The sequence below is a fragment of the Bradyrhizobium sp. Y36 genome (assembly GCF_002531575.1).
GTDB lineage: Bacteria > Pseudomonadota > Alphaproteobacteria > Rhizobiales > Xanthobacteraceae > Bradyrhizobium.
In genome coordinates, this window is sequence record NZ_NWTI01000026.1 from 79,823 (window position 1) to 102,355 (window position 22,533).

23 protein-coding genes and 1 tRNA gene are annotated in these 22,533 nt (G+C 64.8%); 10 read left to right on the top strand and 14 right to left on the bottom strand.

Annotated elements, in window-relative coordinates; genetic code table 11:
• Nucleotides 1-4: 4 nt before the first annotated feature.
• Complete coding sequence (locus CO669_RS31145) at nucleotides 5-1,021, bottom strand: sugar ABC transporter substrate-binding protein (protein WP_097665831.1); 1,017 nt, start codon at nucleotides 1,019-1,021, stop codon at nucleotides 5-7.
• A 40-nt stretch (nucleotides 1,022-1,061) separates the two neighbouring features.
• Nucleotides 1,062-2,033, bottom strand: a complete 972-nt coding sequence (locus tag CO669_RS31150) for an ABC transporter permease (RefSeq protein ID WP_097665833.1) — start codon at nucleotides 2,031-2,033, stop codon at nucleotides 1,062-1,064.
• Nucleotides 2,034-2,276: 243 nt separating this feature from the next.
• Here CO669_RS31150 and CO669_RS31155 point away from each other — a divergent pair, with 243 nt between their 5' ends.
• Nucleotides 2,277-3,239, top strand: coding sequence for a helix-turn-helix domain-containing protein (locus tag CO669_RS31155; RefSeq protein ID WP_097665835.1), 963 nt, complete (start codon nucleotides 2,277-2,279; stop codon nucleotides 3,237-3,239).
• A 249-nt stretch (nucleotides 3,240-3,488) separates the two neighbouring features.
• On the opposite strand, the gene CO669_RS31160 is transcribed toward CO669_RS31155, so the two are convergent.
• On the bottom strand, nucleotides 3,489-3,857 hold the full coding sequence (locus CO669_RS31160) for a rhodanese-like domain-containing protein (protein ID WP_097665837.1): 369 nt from the start codon (nucleotides 3,855-3,857) through the stop codon (nucleotides 3,489-3,491).
• 107 nt (nucleotides 3,858-3,964) lie between these two features.
• Entirely contained in the window at nucleotides 3,965-5,083 is a 1,119-nt protein-coding gene (locus CO669_RS31165; protein WP_097665839.1) for a hypothetical protein, read from the bottom strand.
• 321 nt (nucleotides 5,084-5,404) lie between these two features.
• Here CO669_RS31165 and CO669_RS31170 point away from each other — a divergent pair, with 321 nt between their 5' ends.
• The gene (locus CO669_RS31170; protein WP_198964354.1) at nucleotides 5,405-5,767 is read left to right on the top strand and encodes a hypothetical protein; all 363 of its coding nucleotides are present in this window, start codon (nucleotides 5,405-5,407) and stop codon (nucleotides 5,765-5,767) included.
• Nucleotides 5,768-5,834: 67 nt separating this feature from the next.
• On the opposite strand, the gene CO669_RS36575 is transcribed toward CO669_RS31170, so the two are convergent.
• On the bottom strand, nucleotides 5,835-5,963 hold the full coding sequence (locus tag CO669_RS36575; protein WP_256438918.1) for a hypothetical protein: 129 nt from the start codon (nucleotides 5,961-5,963) through the stop codon (nucleotides 5,835-5,837).
• Nucleotides 5,964-6,133: 170 nt separating this feature from the next.
• Between CO669_RS36575 and ku the strand changes: the two genes are divergently transcribed.
• Entirely contained in the window at nucleotides 6,134-7,087 is a 954-nt protein-coding gene (gene ku / locus CO669_RS31175; protein WP_097665841.1) for a non-homologous end joining protein Ku, read from the top strand.
• The gene (locus CO669_RS31180; protein ID WP_097665843.1) at nucleotides 7,084-7,410 is read left to right on the top strand and encodes a hypothetical protein; all 327 of its coding nucleotides are present in this window, start codon (nucleotides 7,084-7,086) and stop codon (nucleotides 7,408-7,410) included. The genes ku and CO669_RS31180 overlap by 4 nt, the downstream gene beginning before the upstream one ends.
• Here the strand turns inward: CO669_RS31180 and CO669_RS31185 are convergent.
• From CO669_RS31185 to CO669_RS31210, 6 genes are all read right to left on the bottom strand, one after another.
• On the bottom strand, nucleotides 7,407-7,901 hold the full coding sequence (locus CO669_RS31185) for a 2'-5' RNA ligase family protein (protein ID WP_097665845.1): 495 nt from the start codon (nucleotides 7,899-7,901) through the stop codon (nucleotides 7,407-7,409). The two genes, CO669_RS31180 and CO669_RS31185, sit on opposite strands and share 4 nt — an antisense overlap.
• A 31-nt stretch (nucleotides 7,902-7,932) precedes the next feature.
• On the bottom strand, nucleotides 7,933-8,202 hold the full coding sequence (locus CO669_RS31190) for a hypothetical protein (RefSeq protein ID WP_097665847.1): 270 nt from the start codon (nucleotides 8,200-8,202) through the stop codon (nucleotides 7,933-7,935).
• Between the two features lie 336 nt (nucleotides 8,203-8,538).
• The gene (locus CO669_RS31195; RefSeq protein WP_097665849.1) at nucleotides 8,539-8,892 is read right to left on the bottom strand and encodes a hypothetical protein; all 354 of its coding nucleotides are present in this window, start codon (nucleotides 8,890-8,892) and stop codon (nucleotides 8,539-8,541) included.
• A gap of 601 nt (nucleotides 8,893-9,493) precedes the next feature.
• Complete coding sequence (locus CO669_RS31200) at nucleotides 9,494-11,248, bottom strand: amidohydrolase (RefSeq protein WP_245444597.1); 1,755 nt, start codon at nucleotides 11,246-11,248, stop codon at nucleotides 9,494-9,496.
• Between the two features lie 202 nt (nucleotides 11,249-11,450).
• A tRNA-Ile gene (locus CO669_RS31205) sits at nucleotides 11,451-11,526 on the bottom strand.
• Between the two features lie 335 nt (nucleotides 11,527-11,861).
• The gene (locus CO669_RS31210; protein ID WP_097665881.1) at nucleotides 11,862-12,836 is read right to left on the bottom strand and encodes a Bug family tripartite tricarboxylate transporter substrate binding protein; all 975 of its coding nucleotides are present in this window, start codon (nucleotides 12,834-12,836) and stop codon (nucleotides 11,862-11,864) included.
• A gap of 106 nt (nucleotides 12,837-12,942) precedes the next feature.
• Between CO669_RS31210 and CO669_RS31215 the strand changes: the two genes are divergently transcribed.
• Nucleotides 12,943-13,905 (top strand): TAXI family TRAP transporter solute-binding subunit, encoded by a 963-nt coding sequence (locus CO669_RS31215; protein WP_097665853.1) that lies wholly within the window; start codon nucleotides 12,943-12,945, stop codon nucleotides 13,903-13,905.
• Nucleotides 13,906-14,043: 138 nt separating this feature from the next.
• Here CO669_RS31215 and CO669_RS31220 read toward each other — a convergent pair whose 3' ends face one another.
• Complete coding sequence (locus CO669_RS31220; RefSeq protein ID WP_097665855.1) at nucleotides 14,044-15,258, bottom strand: ABC transporter substrate-binding protein; 1,215 nt, start codon at nucleotides 15,256-15,258, stop codon at nucleotides 14,044-14,046.
• 100 nt (nucleotides 15,259-15,358) lie between these two features.
• Nucleotides 15,359-16,252 carry a substrate-binding domain-containing protein gene (locus tag CO669_RS31225; protein ID WP_097665857.1) on the bottom strand — a complete coding sequence of 298 codons (894 nt, stop codon included), beginning with the start codon at nucleotides 16,250-16,252 and terminating at the stop codon, nucleotides 15,359-15,361.
• Between the two features lie 387 nt (nucleotides 16,253-16,639).
• Between CO669_RS31225 and CO669_RS31230 the strand changes: the two genes are divergently transcribed.
• The 4 genes from CO669_RS31230 to CO669_RS31245 are packed head-to-tail and all read left to right on the top strand — an operon-like array spanning nucleotide 16,640 to nucleotide 21,771.
• Nucleotides 16,640-17,467 carry an ABC transporter substrate-binding protein gene (locus CO669_RS31230; protein WP_502694537.1) on the top strand — a complete coding sequence of 276 codons (828 nt, stop codon included), beginning with the start codon at nucleotides 16,640-16,642 and terminating at the stop codon, nucleotides 17,465-17,467.
• 54 nt (nucleotides 17,468-17,521) lie between these two features.
• Entirely contained in the window at nucleotides 17,522-18,628 is a 1,107-nt protein-coding gene (locus CO669_RS31235) for a molybdopterin-binding protein (RefSeq protein WP_097665859.1), read from the top strand.
• A 12-nt stretch (nucleotides 18,629-18,640) separates the two neighbouring features.
• A complete protein-coding gene (locus CO669_RS31240; protein ID WP_097665861.1) occupies nucleotides 18,641-20,590 on the top strand; it encodes a molybdopterin biosynthesis protein in 1,950 nt (649 codons plus the stop codon).
• Between the two features lie 50 nt (nucleotides 20,591-20,640).
• Nucleotides 20,641-21,771: an FAD-dependent monooxygenase gene (locus tag CO669_RS31245; RefSeq protein WP_097665863.1), complete on the top strand. Its 1,131-nt coding sequence runs from the start codon at nucleotides 20,641-20,643 to the stop codon at nucleotides 21,769-21,771.
• Here CO669_RS31245 and CO669_RS31250 read toward each other — a convergent pair.
• Complete coding sequence (locus CO669_RS31250) at nucleotides 21,738-21,968, bottom strand: hypothetical protein (protein WP_097665865.1); 231 nt, start codon at nucleotides 21,966-21,968, stop codon at nucleotides 21,738-21,740. The genes CO669_RS31245 and CO669_RS31250 overlap by 34 nt on opposite strands.
• Before the next feature lie 110 nt (nucleotides 21,969-22,078).
• On the opposite strand from CO669_RS31250, the gene CO669_RS31255 reads away from it, so the two are divergent.
• Nucleotides 22,079-22,378 carry a hypothetical protein gene (locus tag CO669_RS31255; RefSeq protein WP_245444599.1) on the top strand — a complete coding sequence of 100 codons (300 nt, stop codon included), beginning with the start codon at nucleotides 22,079-22,081 and terminating at the stop codon, nucleotides 22,376-22,378.
• The last annotated feature ends 155 nt before the right edge of the window (nucleotides 22,379-22,533 follow it).

Sequence of the window (22,533 nt, forward strand, 5' to 3'; positions counted from 1 at the left end):
GCGATCACTTCTTGAGATCGGAGAGATTCCAGCACGCCGTCTGGGTGTCGGCGTTCTCCTTGGTGATCGGGATCAGCGTGGTGTATTCCGAGCCCTTGACCGAGCCCGGCTTGGCACCCGACGACAGCAGCCATTTGATCGTGCCGGCCATCTGGGCTGCCTGCGTCGGCACGTCGTAGCTCATGTTGAGGTCGAACGAGCCGTTCTTGACGAGCTCGCATGCGCCCTTGCGCTCGCCGCCGCCCGACGTCGCCAGGAACACCTTGCCGGTCAGGCCGGCTTCCTTGATCGCGGCGGCAGTGCCGATGTCCATGCCGTCCCAGAAGCCGACGATGCCGCAGAGATCGGGGTTCTGCTTCAGCACGGTCTGGGTGATCGCCTTGGCCTTGGCGGCGTCCCAATCGGCCGCCTGGCTGGAGACGACCTTGATCTCGGGATGCTTGGCGAGGATGTTCTCGACGCCCTTGAGCGTGTAGGCGCTGGCCGCCGCGGAGAGCGCGCCCTGGATGATGGCGATCTTGTTCGACTTGCCCTGGCAGGCCTTCACCACGCCTTCGGTCTGGCGCTCGCCGATCTCGATCCAGTTGGCGCCGACGAAGGCCGAGCTGCGATAGGCCGATCCCATGTTGATCTGGATGACGTAGATGCCTTCGTTCTCGGCGCGCTGCAGCAGTTTGGCGTAGGTCTGGACGTCCGGATTGTGGATCACCATCACCGCCGGCTTCTCGGAAATCAGCGAGGTGACGGCCTGCGCGCCCGCATTCGTATTCCAGTTGGGATCGCGAATGACGAACTTGACGCCGAACGGCTCGAGCTCCTTCTTGAGGCCCGCATACCAGCCTTCGGTGAGGTCGAAATTCATCGCGACCGGCACATAGGCGACCGTCTTGCCGGCCAGCGCTTCCCGGAACGTCTTCTGGAACGGCTCGTCGAGCCCCTGCTGGGCGAGGGCCGGAACGGTGCCGGCTGAAAGCGCCAGTGCGGCGAGACTTCCAAGCGCGAACTTATGCATGCAGGCCATTGTCTTCCTCCTTGTTGGACAGGCGTATTCTTCTGGCAGTTCAGATGTCGCCCTGTTGGGCCGTTTCTTCGTTGCGTGGATTGAGGAACGTGTCGGTGATGACGGCGACCAGGAGCACGAGGCCCTTGATGAGGTTCTGGCCGGCATAGGGGATGTTCAGGATCGTCATGCCGTTCAGCATCGTTCCGATCAGCAGCGTGCCGATGATGACGTTGACGACACCGCCGCGTCCGCCCGACAGGCCGATGCCGCCGAGCACGACGACGAGGATGACATCGTAGATCAGCGTCGAATTGAAGATGCGGGTCGGCATGGAGTTGACGGACGCGGCCATGACGAGGCCGGCAAAGCAGCCGATCAGCGCGGCGACGACATATTGCAGCACGATGATGGGCCGCGTGGGGATGCCGGTGACGCGCGCGGCGAACGGGTTGTCGCCGATCGCGTAGATATAGGCGCCCCAGCGCGTCTTGCGCAGCAGGATGAAGACCACGACGCAGGCGATCGCGAACATGACGATCGAGGTGGGGATGCCGAGGATGCTGCCCTGGCCGAGCCGCTCGAACCCGGCCAAGCCCTCGCTCCATTGCACGACGTCGAGCTGGAACAGGGCGGCCTGGCCGAGACCGGCGACGAACAGGCCGGTCGCGAGCGTCGCGAACAAGGGCGGCACTTCCGCATAGGCAATCAGCCAGCCGTTGACGAGGCCGACCGCGATCGACAGCAGGCCGGCCGCGAGCAGCGAGGCGGGCAGCGAATGTCCGTTCTGCACCATCTGCAGCACGAGGCCGCCGGGGACCGCGAGTGCCGCGATCAGCGACAGGTCGATGCCGCGGCCGATCACGACGATCGCCATGCCAAGGCCCAGGATGCCGAGCACTGCCACGTTCTGCAGCAATGTCAGCATGTTGTCGGCGGAGAGGAAGCCGTTGAGGAAGATCGAGAAGGTCAGGAAGAGTGCCGCGAAGACCGCAAACACGATCTCCTGCTGGCTGACCCGAATGCGCTTCATCGCTTGCCTTCCCCGGGATCGGCATCGCGCGTGCGGGATCGCCGTCTCCGCGCGCGCTTGCCTCCCCCCGTCCCAAGTTTTGTTTTGCGCTTGATAGGCGAGAGAGCTCACGCTGACTTGCGTCAACGCGCAAACCTTTTGCGCTGGCGCGCAAAGAGTCTTGCACCAGGCTGACAGGAACCTAAGATCGACCGGCACGCTTTTGTGCGCTGCACAGACAAACCTCGCTGCAACGGGCCGCCGATGGATCTGGTGTTCACGACCGAGGAGCTGGATCCAGCCAAGCGCTTTGCTGCCTGGCAGGACGCGATCTGCGATCACTACGTCCATGTCGACGTGAACGCGGTGAGGCCGGCCGATTATCAGGGCTTTATCCGCGAGGCGCAATTTGGCCCCGTCACGATGAGCGACGTCTTCCTGTCGGAGCAGCGCATCTCGCGGCGCGAGCGGCACATCGCCAAGCTCGACAAGGATTGTTACTACGTCCAGTTTCTGCAAGCCGGCAGCATGGACGTGCTTCAGGCCGGCCAGACCCTGGTGACCAGCCCGGGCATCGGTGCGATCTTTTCGGCTTCCGACGCTTACGATCTCGAATGCTCGAACCAATTCCGGTCGTTGTATCTGGAGATTCCGCGCAAGGAATTTTCGTCGCGCTTCGCCGAAGGCAAGATGCCGCTCGCGGCGACGATCGCGACCGGGCGGGGCCTGGGGCGGATCGCCGCCGAATTCTGCGTGCTGCTCGCCTCGGAGGCATCAAGCCTGGAGGAGACGGCGCGAGGCCGGCTCGGTCACGAGCTGATGGACGTTCTGGCGCTTGCGCTCGACATGGGCGACAAGGACGAATTCTCGGAGGATGCCACCGCGCGGAGGGCGCGGCTGCGCTCCGTCAAGGCCTGGATCGAGGAGCACCTCACCGAGCCCGACCTGTCGCTGGAAAAGATTGCCCGGAGCAACGGCGTCTCGCTCCGGCATCTGCATTATCTGTTTCGTTCGACCGAGATGTCGGTGTCGGAGTGGATTTTGAACCGCCGCCTGCAGCGTTGCTACGACGCGCTGATGCGCCCTGAGCTGCGCGCGCTCTCGGTGACCGAGATCGCCTATCGGCTGGGCTTCAGCAGCTCATCGCATTTCAGCACGGTGTTCCGCAGGAAGTTCGGCCACAGCCCGTCCGAGCTGCGCCGGCGGCAGACGACGGCGATGGATTAGCAAGGCAATCGCATACGGCGTCTTGCGCGTTCCGAGCGAGCGCCTCGTCCCTCGCGACGACCGCCGAGCCTGTCACCGGGCCGGGCTTTGCGCGGACCCGGAGACGGTCTCCTCAGGCTCGGCGGCATCGTCGTCGTCGAAATGTGTGCCGCACATGAGGTCCTCTGCCTGAGGGCCCGCGCAAGCGGGCGTCTCGAAGGATGCGCAGCGGGGGCGAGCTATCGTTGCGCGCCGGCTGGCCAGCGATCGCTATTTCTCGACCGCCCCCGTCCAGTCCTTGAAGCCGCCGAGATTGTAGACCTTGTCGTAGCCCAGATCCTTCAGCAGCTTGCCGGCCAGCGCCGAGCGGCCGCCGGACGCGCAATAGAGAATGACGCTCTTGCTCTTGTCGAACGCCTTGTCGTGGGACGGCAATTCAGGATCCGCACGAAACTCCAGCATCCCGCGCGAGACGTTCACGGCGCCTTCGATCTTGCCGCTGGCCGCGACCTCGGGGGCGTCGCGCACGTCGACGACCAGCGTGTTGCCGTTTTTGATCATCTCGGCGGCCTGTTCCGACGTGATCTTGGGGACGGCCGCGTTGGCGGCTTCGAGCATTTGCTTGACGCTGGTTGGCATGGCTTTTCTCCGTGACTGCTTCCGGCGGAGGATAACATATCGGCCGTGCCGGGCGTCATCCTATCGGAGGAAGCTTCGCATGCGAAATGATTGATCTTGCCGAGCCCTCAGGGCTTGAGCCGCGACATGCAGAGCTTCTTGTCCTGCTCCTTCCGCTGGAATCCGTAGTTGATGCAGGCCCGGTCCTCCTCCGGCGTATGCTTGGCGATCTCCAGATAGATGCGGGACGGCTTGCCCTCGCCGTAATAGAGGTCTCCCGAGACGTTGACCGCCCCGTCGCCGACGAACTGGTGCCGATAGAACTCGCCGTCCTCCTTCACTGACCCGAAGCAGCCGCGGACGAGATTGAGCAGCCGGTCCGTGCGCTGCTCGAGCTCGCGGCGGTTGGTCTTGTCGTATCGCCAGTCGCAGGCGTAGGTCGGCACGATGCGAAGCGTGATGTCCTTGTCGGTGCCGACCTTGATGGCGCACTCGGCTCGCGCGGCGAGAAAGTCCTGCGAGACCGTGATCGGGGTGGCGTATTCGTCGATCGCCGCGATGTCGCTGATCTTGACGCCCTTGCTGCCGAGCGTGCCCGGTTCGATGAACCACTTCTCCTTCTTTTCCTTCGTGATGGCGGCGAACAGGTTCGGCGCATGGCCGGTCACGGCGCGAATCTGATCGCAGAACGGGGCGCTCTTCTGGCTGGCATCGACGGTCTTGACGGCCGGGGTGGACTTCTCCTCCTTGGCGAGCTTGTCGGCCTGGATCTCCTTCAGCTGCTTGACCATCTGGGCCAGATATTCGAGATCGGCCTTCGCACAGGCCTTGGCCTTGCGCTCCTGGCCCTCCTTCAGCCAGCCGGCGTACATCTTGTCGACCGGGCCCTTCTGGCAGCCGGCCTCGATCAGCTTGGTCTGCTCGGTGTAGTAGGACTGCTGGTCCTTCAGATTGTTGTCGGCGTCGATGCAGTTGAGCGCGTCGTCGCGCTGCTTGGTGAGGCGGTTGTACGCGTCGCGATCGATCTCGTTCCTGTCGTACTTCTCCCTGATCGGCGCCATGGTCGCGTATTTCAGGTCCTCGATGGCCGCGCGCTCGCGCGCATTGAGATTGAGGGCGGCCTTCTGCTCGGCGTCCAGGCGGTTTTCGACGCTGAAGTCCGGCGGGCAACGCTTGGCGTCGCGCGCCGCGGCCGGGGCGAGATGGGCGGCAAGGGCGAGGACGAGGCAGAGGACGCGGGCACGCATGCAAATGTCCTTGGTTGAGGCAATGCGGCCAGAATAGCGGGGCCGTTTGGACGGACAAGGTGAGGTGAGGCGCAAGGGGGACTGCCGCGATGGTTCGTTCGCTCGCGAGCACCACCCCTCGGCCACCGGGGGGCAATCTCGTTTCGCAGCTGACGTGACGCTTGCGGGGCCCGCGAGGTGGCGGGCAATATATCACGCCGAAGCGAGCGTTGAATGACCCCTTTGGGTCATGTTGGTTACGGCCGCCGTCAATGAATGATACTGACGCGACCTGTCCCGTAGCGCGCTCAAATTGCCCGCAATTCGCGGCAGGAGATGACGATGACTTGCGCCATATCGACCGGTCGGCCCTGCAAGCATTGTCGTCCGCCCGCAGAGATCGAGCCGCTCGGCTTCCAGGCCGACTTTACCGCGGCCGAGCATGAACTGATCCTGCGCGGCTTCCAGCCGGAGGAGATGGAGCAGAAGTGGTCCGTCTGCTGCGACGGCGACTGGGTGTATTTCTGCCGGAGCTGGACCAGGTTCATGATATTTGCGCTTCGCCTGGAACGAACGGCATCCGGTGCGCGCGTTGCCGATTCCCTGGTCAGCAGGGATCCCAACCAGTATCGCTCGACGGACCTCGATCACGATCGCCGACTTGTCCGCGAGCTCATCGACGGATGGTTGCTTTCTCCCGATTGATGCCGCTTGCAGTCTTCCAGCCCTCGGCTTTCTTGCGCGTAAGGTGGCAGCGGTCATCAGCGTAAGGTCAGCGCACGCCGGTGCCTTTGCAGCGCTGGCACTTCAGCACCTTGTCGCCTTTCTTGACCAGGCCTTTGCCCTCACAATTCTTGCATTTCTGCTTCTTCTTGATGTTCGGGCCTTTTTCACTGGTCATGACATTCTCCTGCCGCCAGACGGCGGCCCCGTGGGGGTGCTCGGCGAAGGGGCGGAGCGATGCGACATGAATCCTACACTTGCGCTGCCTTTTTCTCCACAAGCCATGTCGGAACCCCGGCCGGCCGTTCGTCTTGACTCAAAGTCGCCTCGAACCGGAGTTCCGCGTAAATGGCCCCCCGCGCCAACTGGAAAGGCTTCCTGAGACTGTCCCTCGTCACCTGTCCGGTGGCGCTCTATCCGGCCACATCCGAGAGCGAGAAGATCTCGTTCAACCAGCTCAACCGGCAGACCGGGCACCGCGTCAAATACGTGAAGGTGGACGCCGAGACCGGCGACGAGGTGCCGAACGAGGACATCGTCAAGGGCTACGAGCTCGAGAAGGGCCAGTACATCGAGGTGTCCAAGGAGGAGCTCGAGGAGATCGCGCTGGAGTCAACGCGCACCATCGAGATCGACGAGTTCGTCGCCAGGTCGGACATCGACCCGCGCTACCTGATCCGCCCCTACTACATCCGGCCCGACGGCAAGGTCGGGCATGACGCCTTCGCGGTGATCCGCGAGACCATCCGCGAGATGGACAAGGTCGCGATCGGGCGCGTGGTGCTGACCAACCGCGAGCACATCATCGCGCTGGAGCCGATGGACAGGGGCCTCGTCGGCACCCTGTTGCGCTACCCCTACGAGGTGCGCAGCGAGCAGGACTATTTCGACGACATCCAGGACGTGAAGGTCACCAAGGACATGCTCGACCTCGCCAGGCACATCGTCAACCAGAAGGCCGGGCGCTTCACACCCGAAAAGTTCGAGGACCATTACGAGACCGCGCTGATCGAGCTGATCAACGAAAAGCGCGCCGGCAAGGTCATTCGGCCGAAGGAGCGGCCGAAGGGCGAGAACGTCGTCGACCTCATGGAGGCGCTGCGCCGCAGCGTCGGCAAGGCAGCTGGGAAGTCAGCCGGGACGGAGGCCGCGCCCGCGAAGGCGGCCAAGCCCGCCAGGAAGCCGAAGAAGGCCGCGGCGGGCCAGAAGGAGATGCTGATGCCGATCGCGGGCAGGAAGGCGGCCGCAAAGGAGACGTCCGCGAAGAAGCCGGCCTCAGGGGCGCGGCGCAAATCGGCATGAAATATCCGGTGACGCCGGACGGACGCTACTTCGTCGTCCGCGGTCGCCTGTGGCGGATGGCCAATCCGCATCTAAGCGAGCGGGAAAGGTCGGAGCTGGTCAAGCGCCTGATGACGGCGCGGCGCGCCGTCCGCGACGCCAAGGCGGCGGCCGATGCCGAGTCCGAAGCGGCGGCCCATCGCGCTGTCGACGACGCGAAGCGCGCGCTCGGCGAGCGCGGCCCGGTCTGGTGGCCGGACGGCGCTCCCGACCTCAACCGGCACATGGCGAAAAACACGCCCTACGCCGAATGGTATGCCGAAGTGCAGCGGCGGAGAGACTAGCCATCGAACGGGAGCCGGCGGTCCTGCCTCCACGGACCATTGAGGTACTCCCAGACCAGCAGCCCGCCAACGGCCCCTGCGCGCGGCACGAATTCCGCGTGAAGCTCGTCGTAAAGACCGCGCGCTGCAGCGGCCGCGACCTTGTTCTGGATCGTGACATGCGGCCGCCAGCCCTGGCTGTCCTGCCGGGACAGCTCGCCGCCCATCGCGGTCTGCAGCGCAGTCCGCAATCGCGCAAGTTCAGGGCAGGTGATTTCGATGGCGACACCGAAGCCGAGCAGGCGAACGCCAGTGTATCGCATCGGCACCGGAGCTGCAGGCAGGGTGACATCGGCCAGCCGGCTCGTCTGCGCCGGCGAGAGGCGATGAAACAGCGTGAGATGCGCCGGCAGCAAATTGCGCTCCCGCGGGAAATGCGCGCGGCGCAGCCCGTCCAGCCAATCAAAACTGGCGGGGTCCAACTCAGCTGTCAGAATGAACGTCCGGTCCATGCGAACACCGGATATCGCGTTCGATGCCGCTTCAGCAATCTCCGGCCGGGCATTCCGGACAATTGTCTCCGATGGAATCGAGCACGTCGCGCATCTCCGCGATCGCTTCGTCCGGAGATACGCCAGCCGGAGGAACCTCGCGGGCGCGATCGATGGCACGTGCGCGGGCGTGCGGGTCGGCCCGGTCCTTTGCCCAGCCATGCTCTTCGCACTCGTGGATGGCGCCGGCCTCCTGCAGCACGTTGAGCGCCCATCCACGCAGCGTGCGGATCTCCGGCCGTCTCTCCTTCGTCATCAGCATCGAGATTGCTCCTTAGCCTGGACGAATCCGCCCCGCCCCTGCTTGTTCCCGCCGCTTAGCACGGGTCAGGGATTCCCAAACGGCAGAGCCGGGCCTGTCTACATATTCCCTAGGGCTGTGGAGAATGCGCGTGAAATGGTCGTCTCGAAGGACGAGGCGTCCACTCAGGTCTCGCAAAGCGCGAATGCAAATGGTCTGTCTGGAGAAGTGGATAGGATGTGATCTCAGCGCCGGCTTGGTCCGATGTTTCGGCGCTGGGGCACTTTCACCACCTTTTTCAACCGTCACCGGCGAGCACCGGGGAAGCCGGGCAATGCCGTGAGCAGGATCCGGTTGTTACGCCGATAGATCGACGAGACTGCCGGTTTTTTGGCCCTGCTTTTCGAGCTGCTTTTCAATTGCATCTCTGATCTTCTCCTCGACAGCTTTTCGCTGGTCCGGAGACATTCTGGCGAGGTCGTCCTCAGTGAGATTCATACTCTTCAAAATGCCGGCCCGCATACGGTCGAAGGGAGTCATCTTGGCGTACTTCAGGAAGTCCGCCTCTACGCTGCTCTCGTTCGATGCGCTGTCCGCGTTCGCTTGCGCGATCCCGCCATCGCTCGACGCCGGCGTCTTCGTGCCGCTGGTGGATGAAGCGGCCTTGGCAGGCTGGTAGCCGAGGATTGATGTTCCGGTCGCGACTTGCATGTTCGGTCCTCAAGACGATCCCCGATAAGCAACGTGCGTGCCAAAGCGTTTCCCATGATTTCTCGATGCTTCCGGTTTGGGTTGTCCTCACTGGGGTGAAAAAATTACCGATGTCCCCTCGCGGTGCAGGCAAAGTTTGCCCGGTTTGTTTCGCTGTTCGCGGGGTGGTGTCCGAGCCTTCGAGCCCGTGAATCAAGTGCACCATCACCCATATGCGTCGAGCCGCGCGACTGCGCGATACCGGTTGAGCTTGACCCCGTCACGCCTTGCGCCACATCGATCACGTGACGGTCCGATCCTACGATGATCACCACGGTATAGGTCTTTTGCGCACTGCCCTGATCGGTCGGCGTGATTACGGTGGCAGTGCATTTAATTCTCGCCTTCCGTCCCGGTCAGAAGCGATGGGCGGCGATTTAGTGCACTGTCACCGTAACGAAGGTTGAGGCGCAGTCCGGTGGCGCGGCGTCTAAGGCGATTGGCGGTTGTTGCTATTTGCCGCGGTGGGTCCAGGAGAATTCGCAACAAAGGCTGGCGGAGGCTTGGCAAGGCTCGAGCCCGCAACCGGACCGTCATGAGTGCACGGCGGCTCTCCAGCCCCCTATTTTGCATTCGAGAAAACATCCGCTGCATAGACGACCTTGCCGCCCACGACTGTGAGCAGAGACGCCGTGGCGCCGATTTGCTCGACGGGGACGGACATGAAGTCCCGATCGAGAATCGCGAAGTCGGCGAGCTTGCCGGTTTCGAGCGAGCCGCGCCGCGTCTCATCGAAGCAGAACCAGGCGCTTCCCATGGTGTAGAGGCGCAGGGCATCCTCGCGGCTCGGTGTTTCGTCCGGCCCGCGCGTCGATAATCCGCCGACGGTCTTGCCGTCGAGCATCCATTGCAGCGCAACGAACGGATTGTAGGACGCGACCCGATGCGCATCCGTTCCCGCCCCGACATGGACGCCCATGCGCAACGCCGCGACGATGGGCGGCATGCTGCGCGCGGCTTCGCCAACCTGCGCCACGACGCGGTCGCCGCCGAGATACATCGCGTCCTGCATGGTCCAGCCGACACCCAGGGCTTTCATCCGCGCCAGCGTTTCGGGCGAGGCGTTGTCGAGATGGGCGATGGACCAGCGCAGCGGCGCGATCGGCGTCTCCTTGTTGACCTCTTCATAGAGATCGAGGAGCTGATGGACGGATTTGTCTTCCTGCCAATGGATCGTGACCGTCAGCCCTTGTTTGGCCGCCCAGCGAACGATCTCGAGGAACTTGTCCCTGGTCGCCGCGTCGGGCGCGTTGTTGTTGTACATGGCGCCCGTGATCCGCTCGCCGATTCCATTGAACCGCAGCATCTCGTCGCCGAATCCCATCGGCAGGAACGGCGTGAGGGTCTTGTACTCCTCGAATTCCGCGCCGACATTCTGGGCGAACAGGCTGTAGGCGACCCGCACCGACAGTGATTTCTCGCGCCAGAGCTTTTGCAAGGCGGCGTAGTGGCTGGGATAGATGCTAAAGCCCCCGGGATCCACGACCCCGGTAATTCCGAGACGATTGAGCTCCGTGAAGAACTGCCGGGTGCCGGCGACGTTGTCTTCGAAATTCGGCCGCGGCAGGCGATCGAACAGCGCGGAGATACTGACAATGGAGCCGTTGAACCAGCCCGTGGCTTCGCCCGACGCGGCGCGCTCGGCGGTGATGCCGGCCGGCAACTGATCCGCAGATATCCCGAGGGCCTGCTGCGCCTTCGACGTCATCAGCAACGCCGAATAGAACAGCTGGATGTAGGCCGGATTATCAGGAACGGCCGAGGTCACTTCGGCCAGGGTTGGCCGCCGCTTCTCCGCAAATTGCAGTTCACTCCAGCCGCCGGCCACAATGATCCAGGACGCCGGGCGCGTTTTTGCCGCCTGGCGCAGGCGTTCCATGGCCTCGTCGATGGTCTTCGCGCCGATCCAGTTGACCTCGGTCGCGTAGGTGAGGCCGGCGCGCACCGCGTGAACATGGGAATCGATCAATCCCGGAATGATCGTGCGGCCGGCTGCGTCGATGCGGCGCGTGGCGGACCCGATCAGGCCTTGCATGGCGTCGTTGCCGCCCACTGCAACGATCTTGCCGTCGCGGACCGCGAGTGCCTGCGCGGTCGTTGATGCTGGATCGAGCGTCACGATTTTTGCGTTCGTGACAATGAGGTCGGCCTTTTGTGCGTAGGCCAAACTGGCCCAACACGAGATCAGCAAAATCGCGAGATATTTGCGCATGTTCAGTCCCGGAATGAGAGCGCTAAGCGTGAGAGAGGTACCGCCGCCGCGGGATGCACGCGCGGACGTCGGGTGTCGCAATGGGAGTGTCGCGATCTTGATCATGTCTGGCTGCCGGTCCACTGAAAAATTCGGTAGAGGCCTTCACAGCCCGCCTTCGCCCGGCGGGCTTCGGCGCGGCAGCCTTCGCCCGCTTCGCTCGCAGTTCGTCCGTCTTCGCTTCCGCTGCACTCCAGCTACGCCGGACACCACGCTTCGCCCTCGCTCTGCGCTTGGCTGCGCCACGCGTAGCCCGCAGGGCGAAGCGTGGTGGGCCCGGCAGGACTCGAACCTGCAACCAGACCGTTATGAGCGGCCGGCTCTAACCATTGAGCTACAGGCCCCGCCGCGAGCGGCTCGCGGGAACGCGCGGCCGGCAACGGTGCGCGGTTCGTTTACAGGGATGGGGGCGGGGGTGCAATGCTGGCCCGGGTGGATGGGAACGCCGAAGCAGCATCGCCGGAGATTTCTATATAACCGAAATTGGCGATGATGTCTGTATACCCCTGTTTTGCCCGACGAAGCAAAACGACCTCGTCCGGGTCCGTTTTTCGGGGTTGCTAACCCTTTGAAATTGCTAGCCTCGTCTACTGTGCATGGGGTTGTTTTGCGACTTTTTGGTATGGAGGGGGCCAACCAAACCCCCTCCGGCTTCGTACTGCCTATGGCCGAGCCTTCGCTAGTCCACCGAGACCCCGGCGAACTCCACCACCTTGCGCCACTTCTCGGTCTCGTCAGCGACCAGCTTGCCGAACTCGGCCGGCGTCATCGGCTTGGGGAGGCCGCCGACTTCCGTGAGGCGGGCGACGACCTTCGGGTCCTTCAGCACTTCGCCGACGGCCTTGTTGAGGGTCTCGACCACCTCGCTTGGGGTGCCCTTCGGCGCGGAGATGCCGTAGAAGCCGACCGATTCGAAGCCCGGCACGGTCTCGGCGATCGCGGGCACGTCAGGCACGCTCGGCCAGCGCTGCGGTGAGGTCACGCCGAGCGCGCGGACGTTGCCGCCCTTGGCCTGCTCCAGCGCGGAGGGCAGATTGTCGAAGATCAGCTGCACCTTGTTGGAGATGATGTCGGGGAAGGCGATCGCCGAGCCCCGATAGGGCACGTGGATCATGTCGCACTTGGTCATCGCCTTGAACAGCTCGGCCGACATGTGCACCGAGGTGCCGTTGCCGGAGGAGGCATAGGAGATCTTGCCGGGATTGGCCTTGCAATAGTCGATGAACTCCTGGACCGACTTCGCCGGGAACGCGTTGGAGACGACCAGCATGTTGGTGAGCTGCATGATGCTCGCCACCGGCACGGTGTCGCGGATGAAGTCGAACGGCAGCTTCTTGTAGAGCGAGGTCGAGATCGCGTTGTTGGGCGCGACGAACAGCAGCGTGTAGCCGTCGGGGGCTGAGTTGATCGCAGCCGCGGCGGCGATGTTGCCGCCGGAGCCGGCCTTGTTCTCGACGATGAATTGCTGGCCGAGCCGGTCCGACAGCGCCTGCGCCATGATCCGCGCCACGATGTCGACCGGGCCGCCGGCGGCGAAGCCGATGAACCAGTGCACGGGGCGGTCGGGGTAAGCGGCGGAGGCGGGAGGAGGGGCGCTGAAAAGACCTGAGAGAACCGCGAGCCCGAAAACACCCCGACGCAAAATTCGCAACATGACGCCTCCCATTGCATTATTGTCGTTGGGGGCATGCTTTCACAAAATCGGCGCCCTGCCTACATCGCCGCAAGTCGGTGTTGACGCAGGCCCGTCAGGGACGACCATGAGATTCGCGATCATCGTTCTCGCAGCCGCGTTGCTCGCCGGCCCTGCTGCTGCTCAAACCGGAGGCACGGCCATTTCGACCACGACGATCAGTCTGGGGACTGCAACGCCCGGCGGCGGCTTTCCGCTCTATGGCAACGCCTTCGCCGAGGTGATGAACGCGGCCGATCCGCAAATGTCGATCGCGCCCCGCAACACCAAGGGCAGCAACGAGAACATTCCGCTGCTGGAGAAGGGCGAGCTCGATCTCGCGCTGGTCGCGGGCGAGCCGGCCTATGAGGCCTTTGCCGGCATCGGCCGCGCGCCCGTGCGGCTGAAGATATTGACGGCGATCTACTCCAACCCCGGCATGTTCGTGGTGCGGGCGGACAGTCCCTACAAGACGATCAGGGATCTCGTCGGTCAGCCCGTCGCCTTCGGCGCCAAGGGCTCGGGCCTGCCGATCCTGGCGCGCTACGTGCTCGATGGGCTCGGGTTGAAGCAGGACGAGGATTTTAGGGCGGTCTATCTCGACCGCGCCGGCGACGGCCCCGCGATGGTCGAGGACGGCCGCGTCGCCGCGCTGTGGGGCGCCGGCATCGGCTGGCCCGGCTTTGCCGCGGTGGCCTCGAGCGCATCAGGCGCGCGCTTCATTGCCCCCAGCGTGGAGGAGATGACCCGCATCCGCGCCAAGCATTCCTTCCTGAAGCCGCTGCTGGTGCCGGCGAACAGCTATCCGCAACAGACCGCGCCGATCGCCTCGCTGGGATCCTGGAGCTTCGTGCTGACGCGCGAGGATCTGCCCGACGATGTCGCCTATCGCCTGGCGAAGACGTTGCACGGTGTCGAAGCAAATTTCTGCAAGAAGCTCGCCCAGGCCTGCGAGACCACGGCGTCGAACACGGTCGCGGCGGCGCCAAGGCCGGAGCTGATCCATCCCGGCGTGATGAATTATTTTCGCGAGATCGGCGTGGTGAAATGACGGTCGCCTAAGGCAACCGGCATTCCGGGGCGCGTTGAAGACGCGAACCCGGAATCTCGAGATCGCCCGGTGCGCAATTGTGCATCTGAGGTTCGGTGCTTCGCACCGCCCCGGCATGACGATCGCTTTAGGCGATCGTCACTTCTTCACCAGCGGGCATGCCGGGTCCGGCGGACCGAACGCCTTGTCGCCGGAGATGGTGGTGAGGATCTTGTAATAGTCCCACGGATATTTGCTCTCCTCCGGCGTCTTCACCTGCACCAGCCAGAGGTCGTGCACCATCAGATTGTCCTCGCGCAATTTGCCGTTGCGGGCGAAGAAATCCTCGATCGGCTTTTCGCGCATCTTGGCGGCGACCTTGAGCGGATCGTCGGTGCCGGTTTCCTTGATGGCGTTGAGATAGTGCATCACGCTGGAATAGACGCCGGCCTGCCACATCGACGGCATCTTGTTCATCTTGGCGAAGTAGCGCTTCGACCATTCGCGGGTCTTGTCGTCCATGTCCCAATAGAACGACGTCGTCAGCAACAGGCCTTGCGCCGCCTGCAGGCCGAGGCCGTGGATGTCGGTGATCAGCGCCAGCAGCGCCGCCATCTGCTGGCCGCCCTTGAACACGCCGAACTCCGAGCCGGTCTTGATCTCGTTCATGTTGTTGGGGGGGCCCGCCGCAATGCCGATGATCTTGGCCTTGGAGGCCTGCGCCTGCAGCACGAAGGAGGAGAGGTCGGGCGTTGCCAGCGGCGGCCGCACCGAGCCCAGCACCTTGCCGCCATTGGCGGTGACGACGGCGGAGGCATCGCGCTCCAGCGAATGGCCGAAGGCGTAATCGTCGGTGATGAAGAACCAGCTGTCGCCGCCGCGCTTGACCACCGCGTCCGCGGTGCCGACCGCGAGCGCGCGGGTGTCGAACACCCACTGGATCGCGTAAGGCGAGCAGAACTTGCCGTGGAAATCGGCAGTGCCGGTGGAGTGGGTGATGAACAGCCGCTTCTTCTCGTTGGCGATGTTCTGCACCGCGAGCCCGACCGCCGAGACCGGCACGTCGACGATAAGATCGACCTGCTCGACGTCGAACCAGCGCCGCGCGAGCGAGGCGCCGATGTCGGCCTTGAGCTGATGGTCGCCGACCACGACGCTGATCGGCTTGCCGAGCACGGTGCCGCCGAAATCGTCGATCGCCATCTGCGCCGCCGTCACCGAGCCCTGGCCGGTCGGCGCGGAGGCCGGGCCGTTCATGTCGGTGAGCACGCCGATCTTGACGATGTCGTCGGAAACCTGCGCCATTGCGGCACCCGACATCAGCGTCGCCGCCAGCGCGGCGGCGACCGGTAGTCCAAATCTCGTTGGATTCACGTTGCTCCTCCCCTGATCCGGCGCGTTGGCCGGTGTTGCCCCGGGTGTGCCCCCGGCTGAATTGGTTTCTTTTGCAACTATTTGGGGGCGGGCGTCAATGTCAGGCTGCGAAGCGGATCTGGCCTGCGGGCGAGGGATCGTAGCCGGTCAGCTCCTCGGCGCGCTGCCGCAGCCGTCTTTCGCCGAGAAACCGGAGCAGGGCCTGCATCGGCGGGCGGAAATAGCTGCGCTGCCGCATCGCAAGGTCGAAATTCTCCCAGACCAGCGGCACGAAATCGAGACCCGCCGAGCGCGCCGTGGCGCGTGTCGCGATGCCGCAATCGGCCTGGCCGGCGCGAACCAGTTCGGCAAGGTCCGGACCGGTCAGGCATGGGGTATCGACCCGGCGCAAATCGCGTGTCGAAGCGCCCGCGCGCTTCAGCAGCACGTCGAGCAGCATCTGCGCGCCCGTGCCTTGTTGCCGCATCGCCATCCTGGCGCCGAGCGTGAGCACGTCGGTCAGGCCGTGCAGGTGTTTGGGATTGCCTTGCGGCAGCACGAGACCCTGCTCGCGGCGCACGAACGCGACCAGCACCGCATCATGCAGGTCGGGCGCCGCGCGCAGCGCTTCGACGCTGGCATCGCCGGCGAGGTCATTGGTTGCGTCGAGGCCGTGGAAGTGCACCGCCGCCGCCATCACCTCGTTACGCTGCAAGCGCTCGAGCCCGCGCACGCTGCCCTCGCTCATCGATCCCAGGCCCGAGCCGGATTCGCGCAAGGCCCAGTCCAGCAGTTCGTCCTGGCTGCCGCCGACGACCGGCGGCGGCTCGGCGATCAGCATGCCGGCCGGACGCGCGAGGCCCGACAGCACCCAGAGATCGAGCTCGTGTCGTGGGAAGAGCCACTTCCCGGTCACCTTGGTGCAGGGGATCGCGCCGGTGGTGACGAGTTCGTAGAGCTTGCGTTCGCCGAGCCGAAGATAGTCGGCGGCTTCGCTGGTCGTCAGGAATTCCATCCTGCATTCCTATGCAAATTCTTGCTTCTTTTTGACGTTCGACGCAGGTGGAATTCTGCATTTCAATTTTCGTCCGCCGGGACCATGCCTGATGATCTCGTTGCTTTGCAACACATCCGCATGCGCGATTTCTGCTTTGGTGAACGATCCTGCAGCACACGCTTGGTGCGCGTGATTGCAATCGGTATGCCGATCCGCGTTGCCGAAATTTCCCGAGCATCACGATGGCGGCGACGCGGCGAAGCCCGTCGCCGGTAGTGACTTGGTTTGCGCTCTATCTGTTGTTGTCCGCTTCAAGCGCCGCAGCGCGCAAATGCGCAAAGGCGTCACGAGTGCGGCGCAATCGATGATCATCATGATCATGTCATAGCCAATGGGAACCTGATCATGGGCCGCCTGTCCGTTGCATTCGCGCTCTTCTGCGGCCTCACCGCGGGTGTTGCGGCCTCATCCGCGGAGGACCGCGGCATCGTCCTCGCCACGACGACCGCGACACAGGAGTCCGGCCTGCTCGAATATCTGCTGCCGATCTTCCACGACAAGACCGGCATCGAGGTGACGGTGATCGCGCGCCGCACCGATGAGGTGCTGAACGGGCCGCGCAGGGGCGAGGCCGACGTCGTGCTGATGCATGCCCGGCCGCAGGAGGAGAAGTTCGTCGCCGACGGCTTGGGCGTGAAACGCTTCGACGTGATGTACAACGACTATGTGCTGATCGGGCCGAAGAGCGACCCCGCGGCCGTGAAGGGCAAGGACATCGCGACGGCGCTGAAGGCGATCGAAGCCAAAGGCGCGCCGTTCGTGACGCGCGGCGACCGCTCCGGTACTCACGCCGCGGAGCTCGCGCTTTGGATCGTCGCCGGCATCGACATCGCGGCCGCCAAGGGCGCCTGGTATCGCGAGGCCGGACAGGGTATGGCCTCGGCCCTCGACGCCGCGCGCGCCGCCAATGCCTACGTCCTGTCGGACCGCGGCAGCTGGATCGCCTTCCGGGATCGCGGCGATCTCGACATCGTCGTCGAAGGTGACAAGCGGCTGCTCAATCAGTACGGCGTGATGCTGGTCAATCCGGAGAAGTTTCCGAACGTGAAGAGGGAACTGGCGCAGACCTTCATCGACTGGCTGATCTCGCCGGAAGGGCAGGCGGCGATCGCAGGTTACAAGGTCGACGGCCAGCAGCTGTTCTTCCCCAATGCGGGCAAGTCCGGCGGTTGACGTCCTCATCGCCGGCGGTTGCCAAACCGTGCGATGCATGGTCCATCATGGCGCATGACCCAGCGCCTGCCGCCATCGCTGACACCGCTCGACACCGCGCTCGCCGCGTTGCTGCAAGGCGTCGGATCGCTTGCACCGATGGACTTGGCGCTGACCGACGCGGTCGGTTGCATCGCCACGGGCACTCCGCTGCTTGCGGTCCATCCGCCGCACGACGTTGCCGCCGCGGACGGCTGGGCGCTCTGCGCCAATGATCTCGTCGGCGCGTCCTCCTATTCGCCGCTGCCTTTGACGAAGCTTCCGGCATGGGTCGATGCCGGCGACGCGATGCCGGCGGGATGCGACTGTGTGCTCGACGCCGACGCCGTCGAGGTGTCTGGGCCGCTCGTGCAGGTGTTGGCCGAAGGCGTGCCGGGGCAGGGCGTCAGGCGTGCCGGCAGCGACATCGCGGAACGCACGCCTGCCGCGACGGACGGCTATCCGGTCGGCGTGGCTGATCTGCTGCTCGCACGCGTAGCGGGTCTGGAGCAACTCGGCGTGCGGCGGCCCCGGTTGTGCATCGTCAACGTGCCCGGCGCGACGGCGACGATGCATCTGATCGCCGGTCTCGCGCGTGCAGAGGGACTGGACGTGGAAACGCGTGAAGCCGGTGCGCGCGATGAAGCCTCGATTGCCGAGGCGCTTGATGCGTCCGCTTGCGATCTCCTGCTGATGGTCGGCGGCAGCGGCGTCGGCCAACGGGATGCCGCCGTTGCGGCCCTGGCCCGGCGCGGCGAAGTGATGGCGCACGGCCTTGCGCTCCAGCCTGGGCGTACCGCGGCGGTGGGCCGGCTCGGACGGGTTCCCGTGGTCGCCTTGCCTGGCTCGCCTGATCCTGCGCTCGCAGCCTGGTTCGCGCTCGTGCTTCCGCTCGTCGATCGCCTGTCGGCGCGTCGGACGCGCCGGCAGATGACCTTGCCGCTATCGCGCAAGATTGCCTCCAGCGTCGGCATTGCCGAGATCGTGCTGCTGGTGGAGGAACATAAGGCCTGGAGGCCGCTTGCCGTGGGCGAATGGCCGCTTCAGGCGATCGCTTGTGCGGATGCGTGGCTGCTCATTCCCGGCAATCACGAGGGATTTGCGGCAGGCGAGCCGGTCGATGCTTATCTGATGCGGGAGTGATATGGGTTCCGCATGACGATGATCCCGAAACCGCCAAACCGCAGCGCGCTCGAGCAGGAGCAATTCCTCAAGATCCTCTCGCGCGAGGAGGCGCTGGCGCGCTTCGAGGCAGCGCTGTTTCCGCGTGCGCTTCCGTCCGAAACGCGCAAGCTTGGCGCCGCGATCGGCGCCGCGCTCGCGGAAGACATCACGGCGCCGATCGACGTTCCCCCGTTCGACCGGTCCAATGTCGATGGCTTCGCTGTGCGCTCTGCAGATCTCTCCGCGGCCGGCGAGGGTGCTCCTCGGCGCCTCACGCTGAACGGCGAGACCATCCATTGCGGCACGGCGCCGGCGCTGCAAGTTGCGGCGGGAACCGCGACGCCGATCGCCACCGGCGGTCCGGTGCCGCGCGGTGCCGACGCCGTCGTCATGGTCGAGCACACCCAGCCGGCCGACCTCGATGCGATCGACGTGCGTCGGGCGGTCTCGCCTGGACAGTTCGTTTCGTACGCCGGATCCGACATCGCGCGCGGGGAGGCGCTGCTGCGCGCCGGCACCATCATCGGCTCGCGCGAGATCGGCATGCTGGCAGCCTGTGGCATTGCCGAGGTGAAGGTCGCGCGCAAGCCGCGGGTGGCCGTGATCTCCACCGGCGATGAACTGGTTCAGCCCGGCGGGGCCCTTCCGCCCGCCGCGATCTACGACACCAACGGCGCGATCGTCGCCGCCGCCATCGACGAGAACGGCGGCGAGGCCATCTTCCTCGGTGCCATTGCCGACGACGAAGCCAGGCTCGAAGCTGCCATGCGCGGTGCGCTTGTGGATGCCGACATGCTGGTGCTGTCGGGCGGTACTTCAAAAGGCGCGGGCGACCTGTCCCATCGCATCATCGGGCGGCTTGGCCAGCCCGGCATCATCGCGCATGGCGTTGCGTTAAAACCCGGCAAGCCGCTGTGCCTTGCGGTGTGCGACGGCAAGCCAGTGGTGATCCTGCCGGGATTTCCGACGTCGGCGATGTTCACCTTCCACGATATGATCGTGCCGGTGCTCCGCAAGCTTGCCGGCCTGCCGCCGCGCTCCGATGCCAAGGTGAGCGCGACCGTGCCCGTGCGCATCGCGTCCGAGCTCGGCCGCACTGAATTCGTCATGGTCTCGCTGGTTGCGGGCAAGCACGGCCTGATCGCCTATCCCTCCGGCAAGGGGTCCGGCGCGATCACGTCCTTTGCGCAGGCCGACGGCTTCCTGCGCGTCGAAGCGCTCGCCGACCAGATGCCGGCGGGGACCGAAACAGAGGTGACGCTGTTCACGCCGCATGTCCGCGTGCCCGATCTCGTCGTCGTCGGCAGCCATTGCACCGGCCTCGACCTCGTCACCGCTGGGCTCGCGCATGCCGGCCTCACCGTGCGCTCGATCGCCGTCGGCAGCCTCGGCGGCCTCGCGGCGGCCAAGCGCGGCGAATGCGATCTCGCGCCGATCCATCTGTTCGACGATCGAAGCGAGACCTACAACACGCCTTATCTCGTCGATGGGCTCGAGCTCGTGCCGGGCTGGCGTCGGATGCAGGGCATCGTCTTCCGCAAGGGTGACAGGCGTTTCGAGGGCTTCGGTGCGAAGGAGGCCGTTGCCGCGGCGCTCTCCGATCCCGCCTGCATCATGGTCAACCGCAACCAGGGCGCCGGCACGCGCATCCTGATCGACCGGCTGCTCGGCGGCGCGCGGCCGGAAGGCTATTGGAACCAGCCGCGCTCGCACAATGCCGTGGCGGCGGCCGTCGCGCAGCGCCGCGCCGATTGGGGCATGACCATTGCGCCGGTCGCCCATGCGGCCGGCCTCGGTTTCATTCCGCATGCGGAGGAGCATTATGATTTCGCGCTGGTAACGGCGCGCAAGGACCGGCCGGCCGTGCGGGCGTTTCTCGAGGCCCTTGGCTCGGACGAGGCGCGTGCGGCGCTGGAGCGGGCCGGCTTCCGGCCCGCGTAGGGACAGACGACGACGCGGCATTCAAGCCGCGCGACAGGGTGGGGGACGCGATGGCGAGGCCGCTTTCGGTTGCGATCGTCGGTGCCGGCATGGGCGGGCTTGCGACCGCCGCGGCGCTCAGGCGCGTCGGCGTCGACGTCATGGTCTACGAGCAGGCCGCGCAATTCGCCCGCATCGGTGCCGGCATCCAGATCGGCTGCAACGCCATGAAGGTGCTGCGTGAACTGGGACTGGAGGAGCGGATGCGCCGTCAGTCCTTCTATCCGCGCTCCTGGAATAATCGTGACTGGAAGAGCGGCGACATCAAGTTCGACATGATCTTTGGCGAGAGTGCGGAGGAGAAATTCGGCGCGCCCTACCTGCTCGCCCATCGCGGTGATTTGCATGCCGCGCTGGCGAGCGCGGTGCCGGATGAACTCGTGAAGCTGAACCACAAGCTGGTCGGTCTCGACGCGACCGGCGAGGGCGTCCGCTTGAGCTTTGCCGACGGCAGCAGCGCCGTCGCCGATGCCGTGGTCGGCGCGGACGGCGTCCATTCGACAGTGCGCGACATTCTGTTCGACACCGCGCCGGCCAAATTCACCGGCCGCATCGCCTATCGCACCACGTATCCAGCGACACTGCTCGGTGGAAAGACAATCGACGACTGCACGAAGTGGTGGGGCGAGGACCGTCACATCGTGATCTATTACGTCAAGCCTGACCGCAGCGAAGTCTATCTCGTCACCAGCCAGCCCGAACCGGACTTTCGCATCGAGTCGTGGTCCGCGAAGGGCGATGTACGTGATCTGCGCGCCTCGTTCGAGGGCTTTCATCCGGAGGTCGGCAAGGTGCTCGCGGCGTGTCCCGACGTGCACAAATGGGCGATCATGGACCGCGAGGCGCTCGACCGTTGGGCCGACGGCAAGGTGACCCTGCTCGGCGATGCCTGTCATCCCATGACGCCCTACATGGCGCAGGGCGCGGCGATGGCGATCGAGGATGCCGCGGTGCTGTCGCGCTGTCTCGATGGTGTCGACCGCGACGGCGTCGCAGATGCATTCCGCCGCTTCGAGGCGACGCGCAGAGCGCGCACGACCCGGGTGCAGGAGACGTCTCGCGCCAACATCTGGCTGAAGGAGAGGACCGATACGAGCTGGGTCTACGGCTACGACGCCTGGTCGGTGCCGCTGGCGGCTTGAGCGGCCTGCTCGCGCGCATGCTCGCGTTCCTCGGTTTCGGCGAGCGCGCGCTGTGCGGCGGGCGACAGCGGCGGCGGATCCGGCGGGACTTCGACAGTGTCCGGCCTGCTTGATCGCTTCGTGTCGTCAATCGTGACGGAGAGATCGAGCGCGAAATCGACAACCTCGAATATGGCGTCCAGGAGGGTGTCAGTCATGGCTCATCCGGGGCATGTCCTGATCGGTAGTCGCAGCCTTCTCTGGTCCGGTTCAACGTTCCTATGAACGCGAAAGGCTGCTGTCGCGACCAAGGGGCATGAGCCAAGCCATGACCGGGTCAGTCCCTCTTAATTTTCGCAAGATCGCCGCGCTCGTCGCGGCTGCCGGCACGCTGTTCTGGCTCTACACCTTCTATTTCATCGCCCATGTCCCGCCGGGCGACGGCACCGGCTTTCAATGGCTCGCGGTGTTCCCGCTCGGCATGATCTTCGGATTGTTCTTCCTCTCGGCGTGGCTGCTCGTCGCGATCAACCGGCTGCCGCGGCTTACCACGCTGGTCGGCGTCTGCGGCCTGATCGCCTTCGCGATCGTCTGGGCACAGCTCCTCAACGAGTTTCCAAAATCGTAAGGCGGCTTAGGCGTCTCCTCGTTAAGCAATGTCGGCTCCTGAGGGACTAGCGGAAGTCTCTTGACTGGCCCGGGCGCTACCGCTTTTGACCGATTCTGTTGAAAAAGGCGGCTGTTGCGACGCAGAGGGATCAGTGATTCAGTCTGTCTAATTGG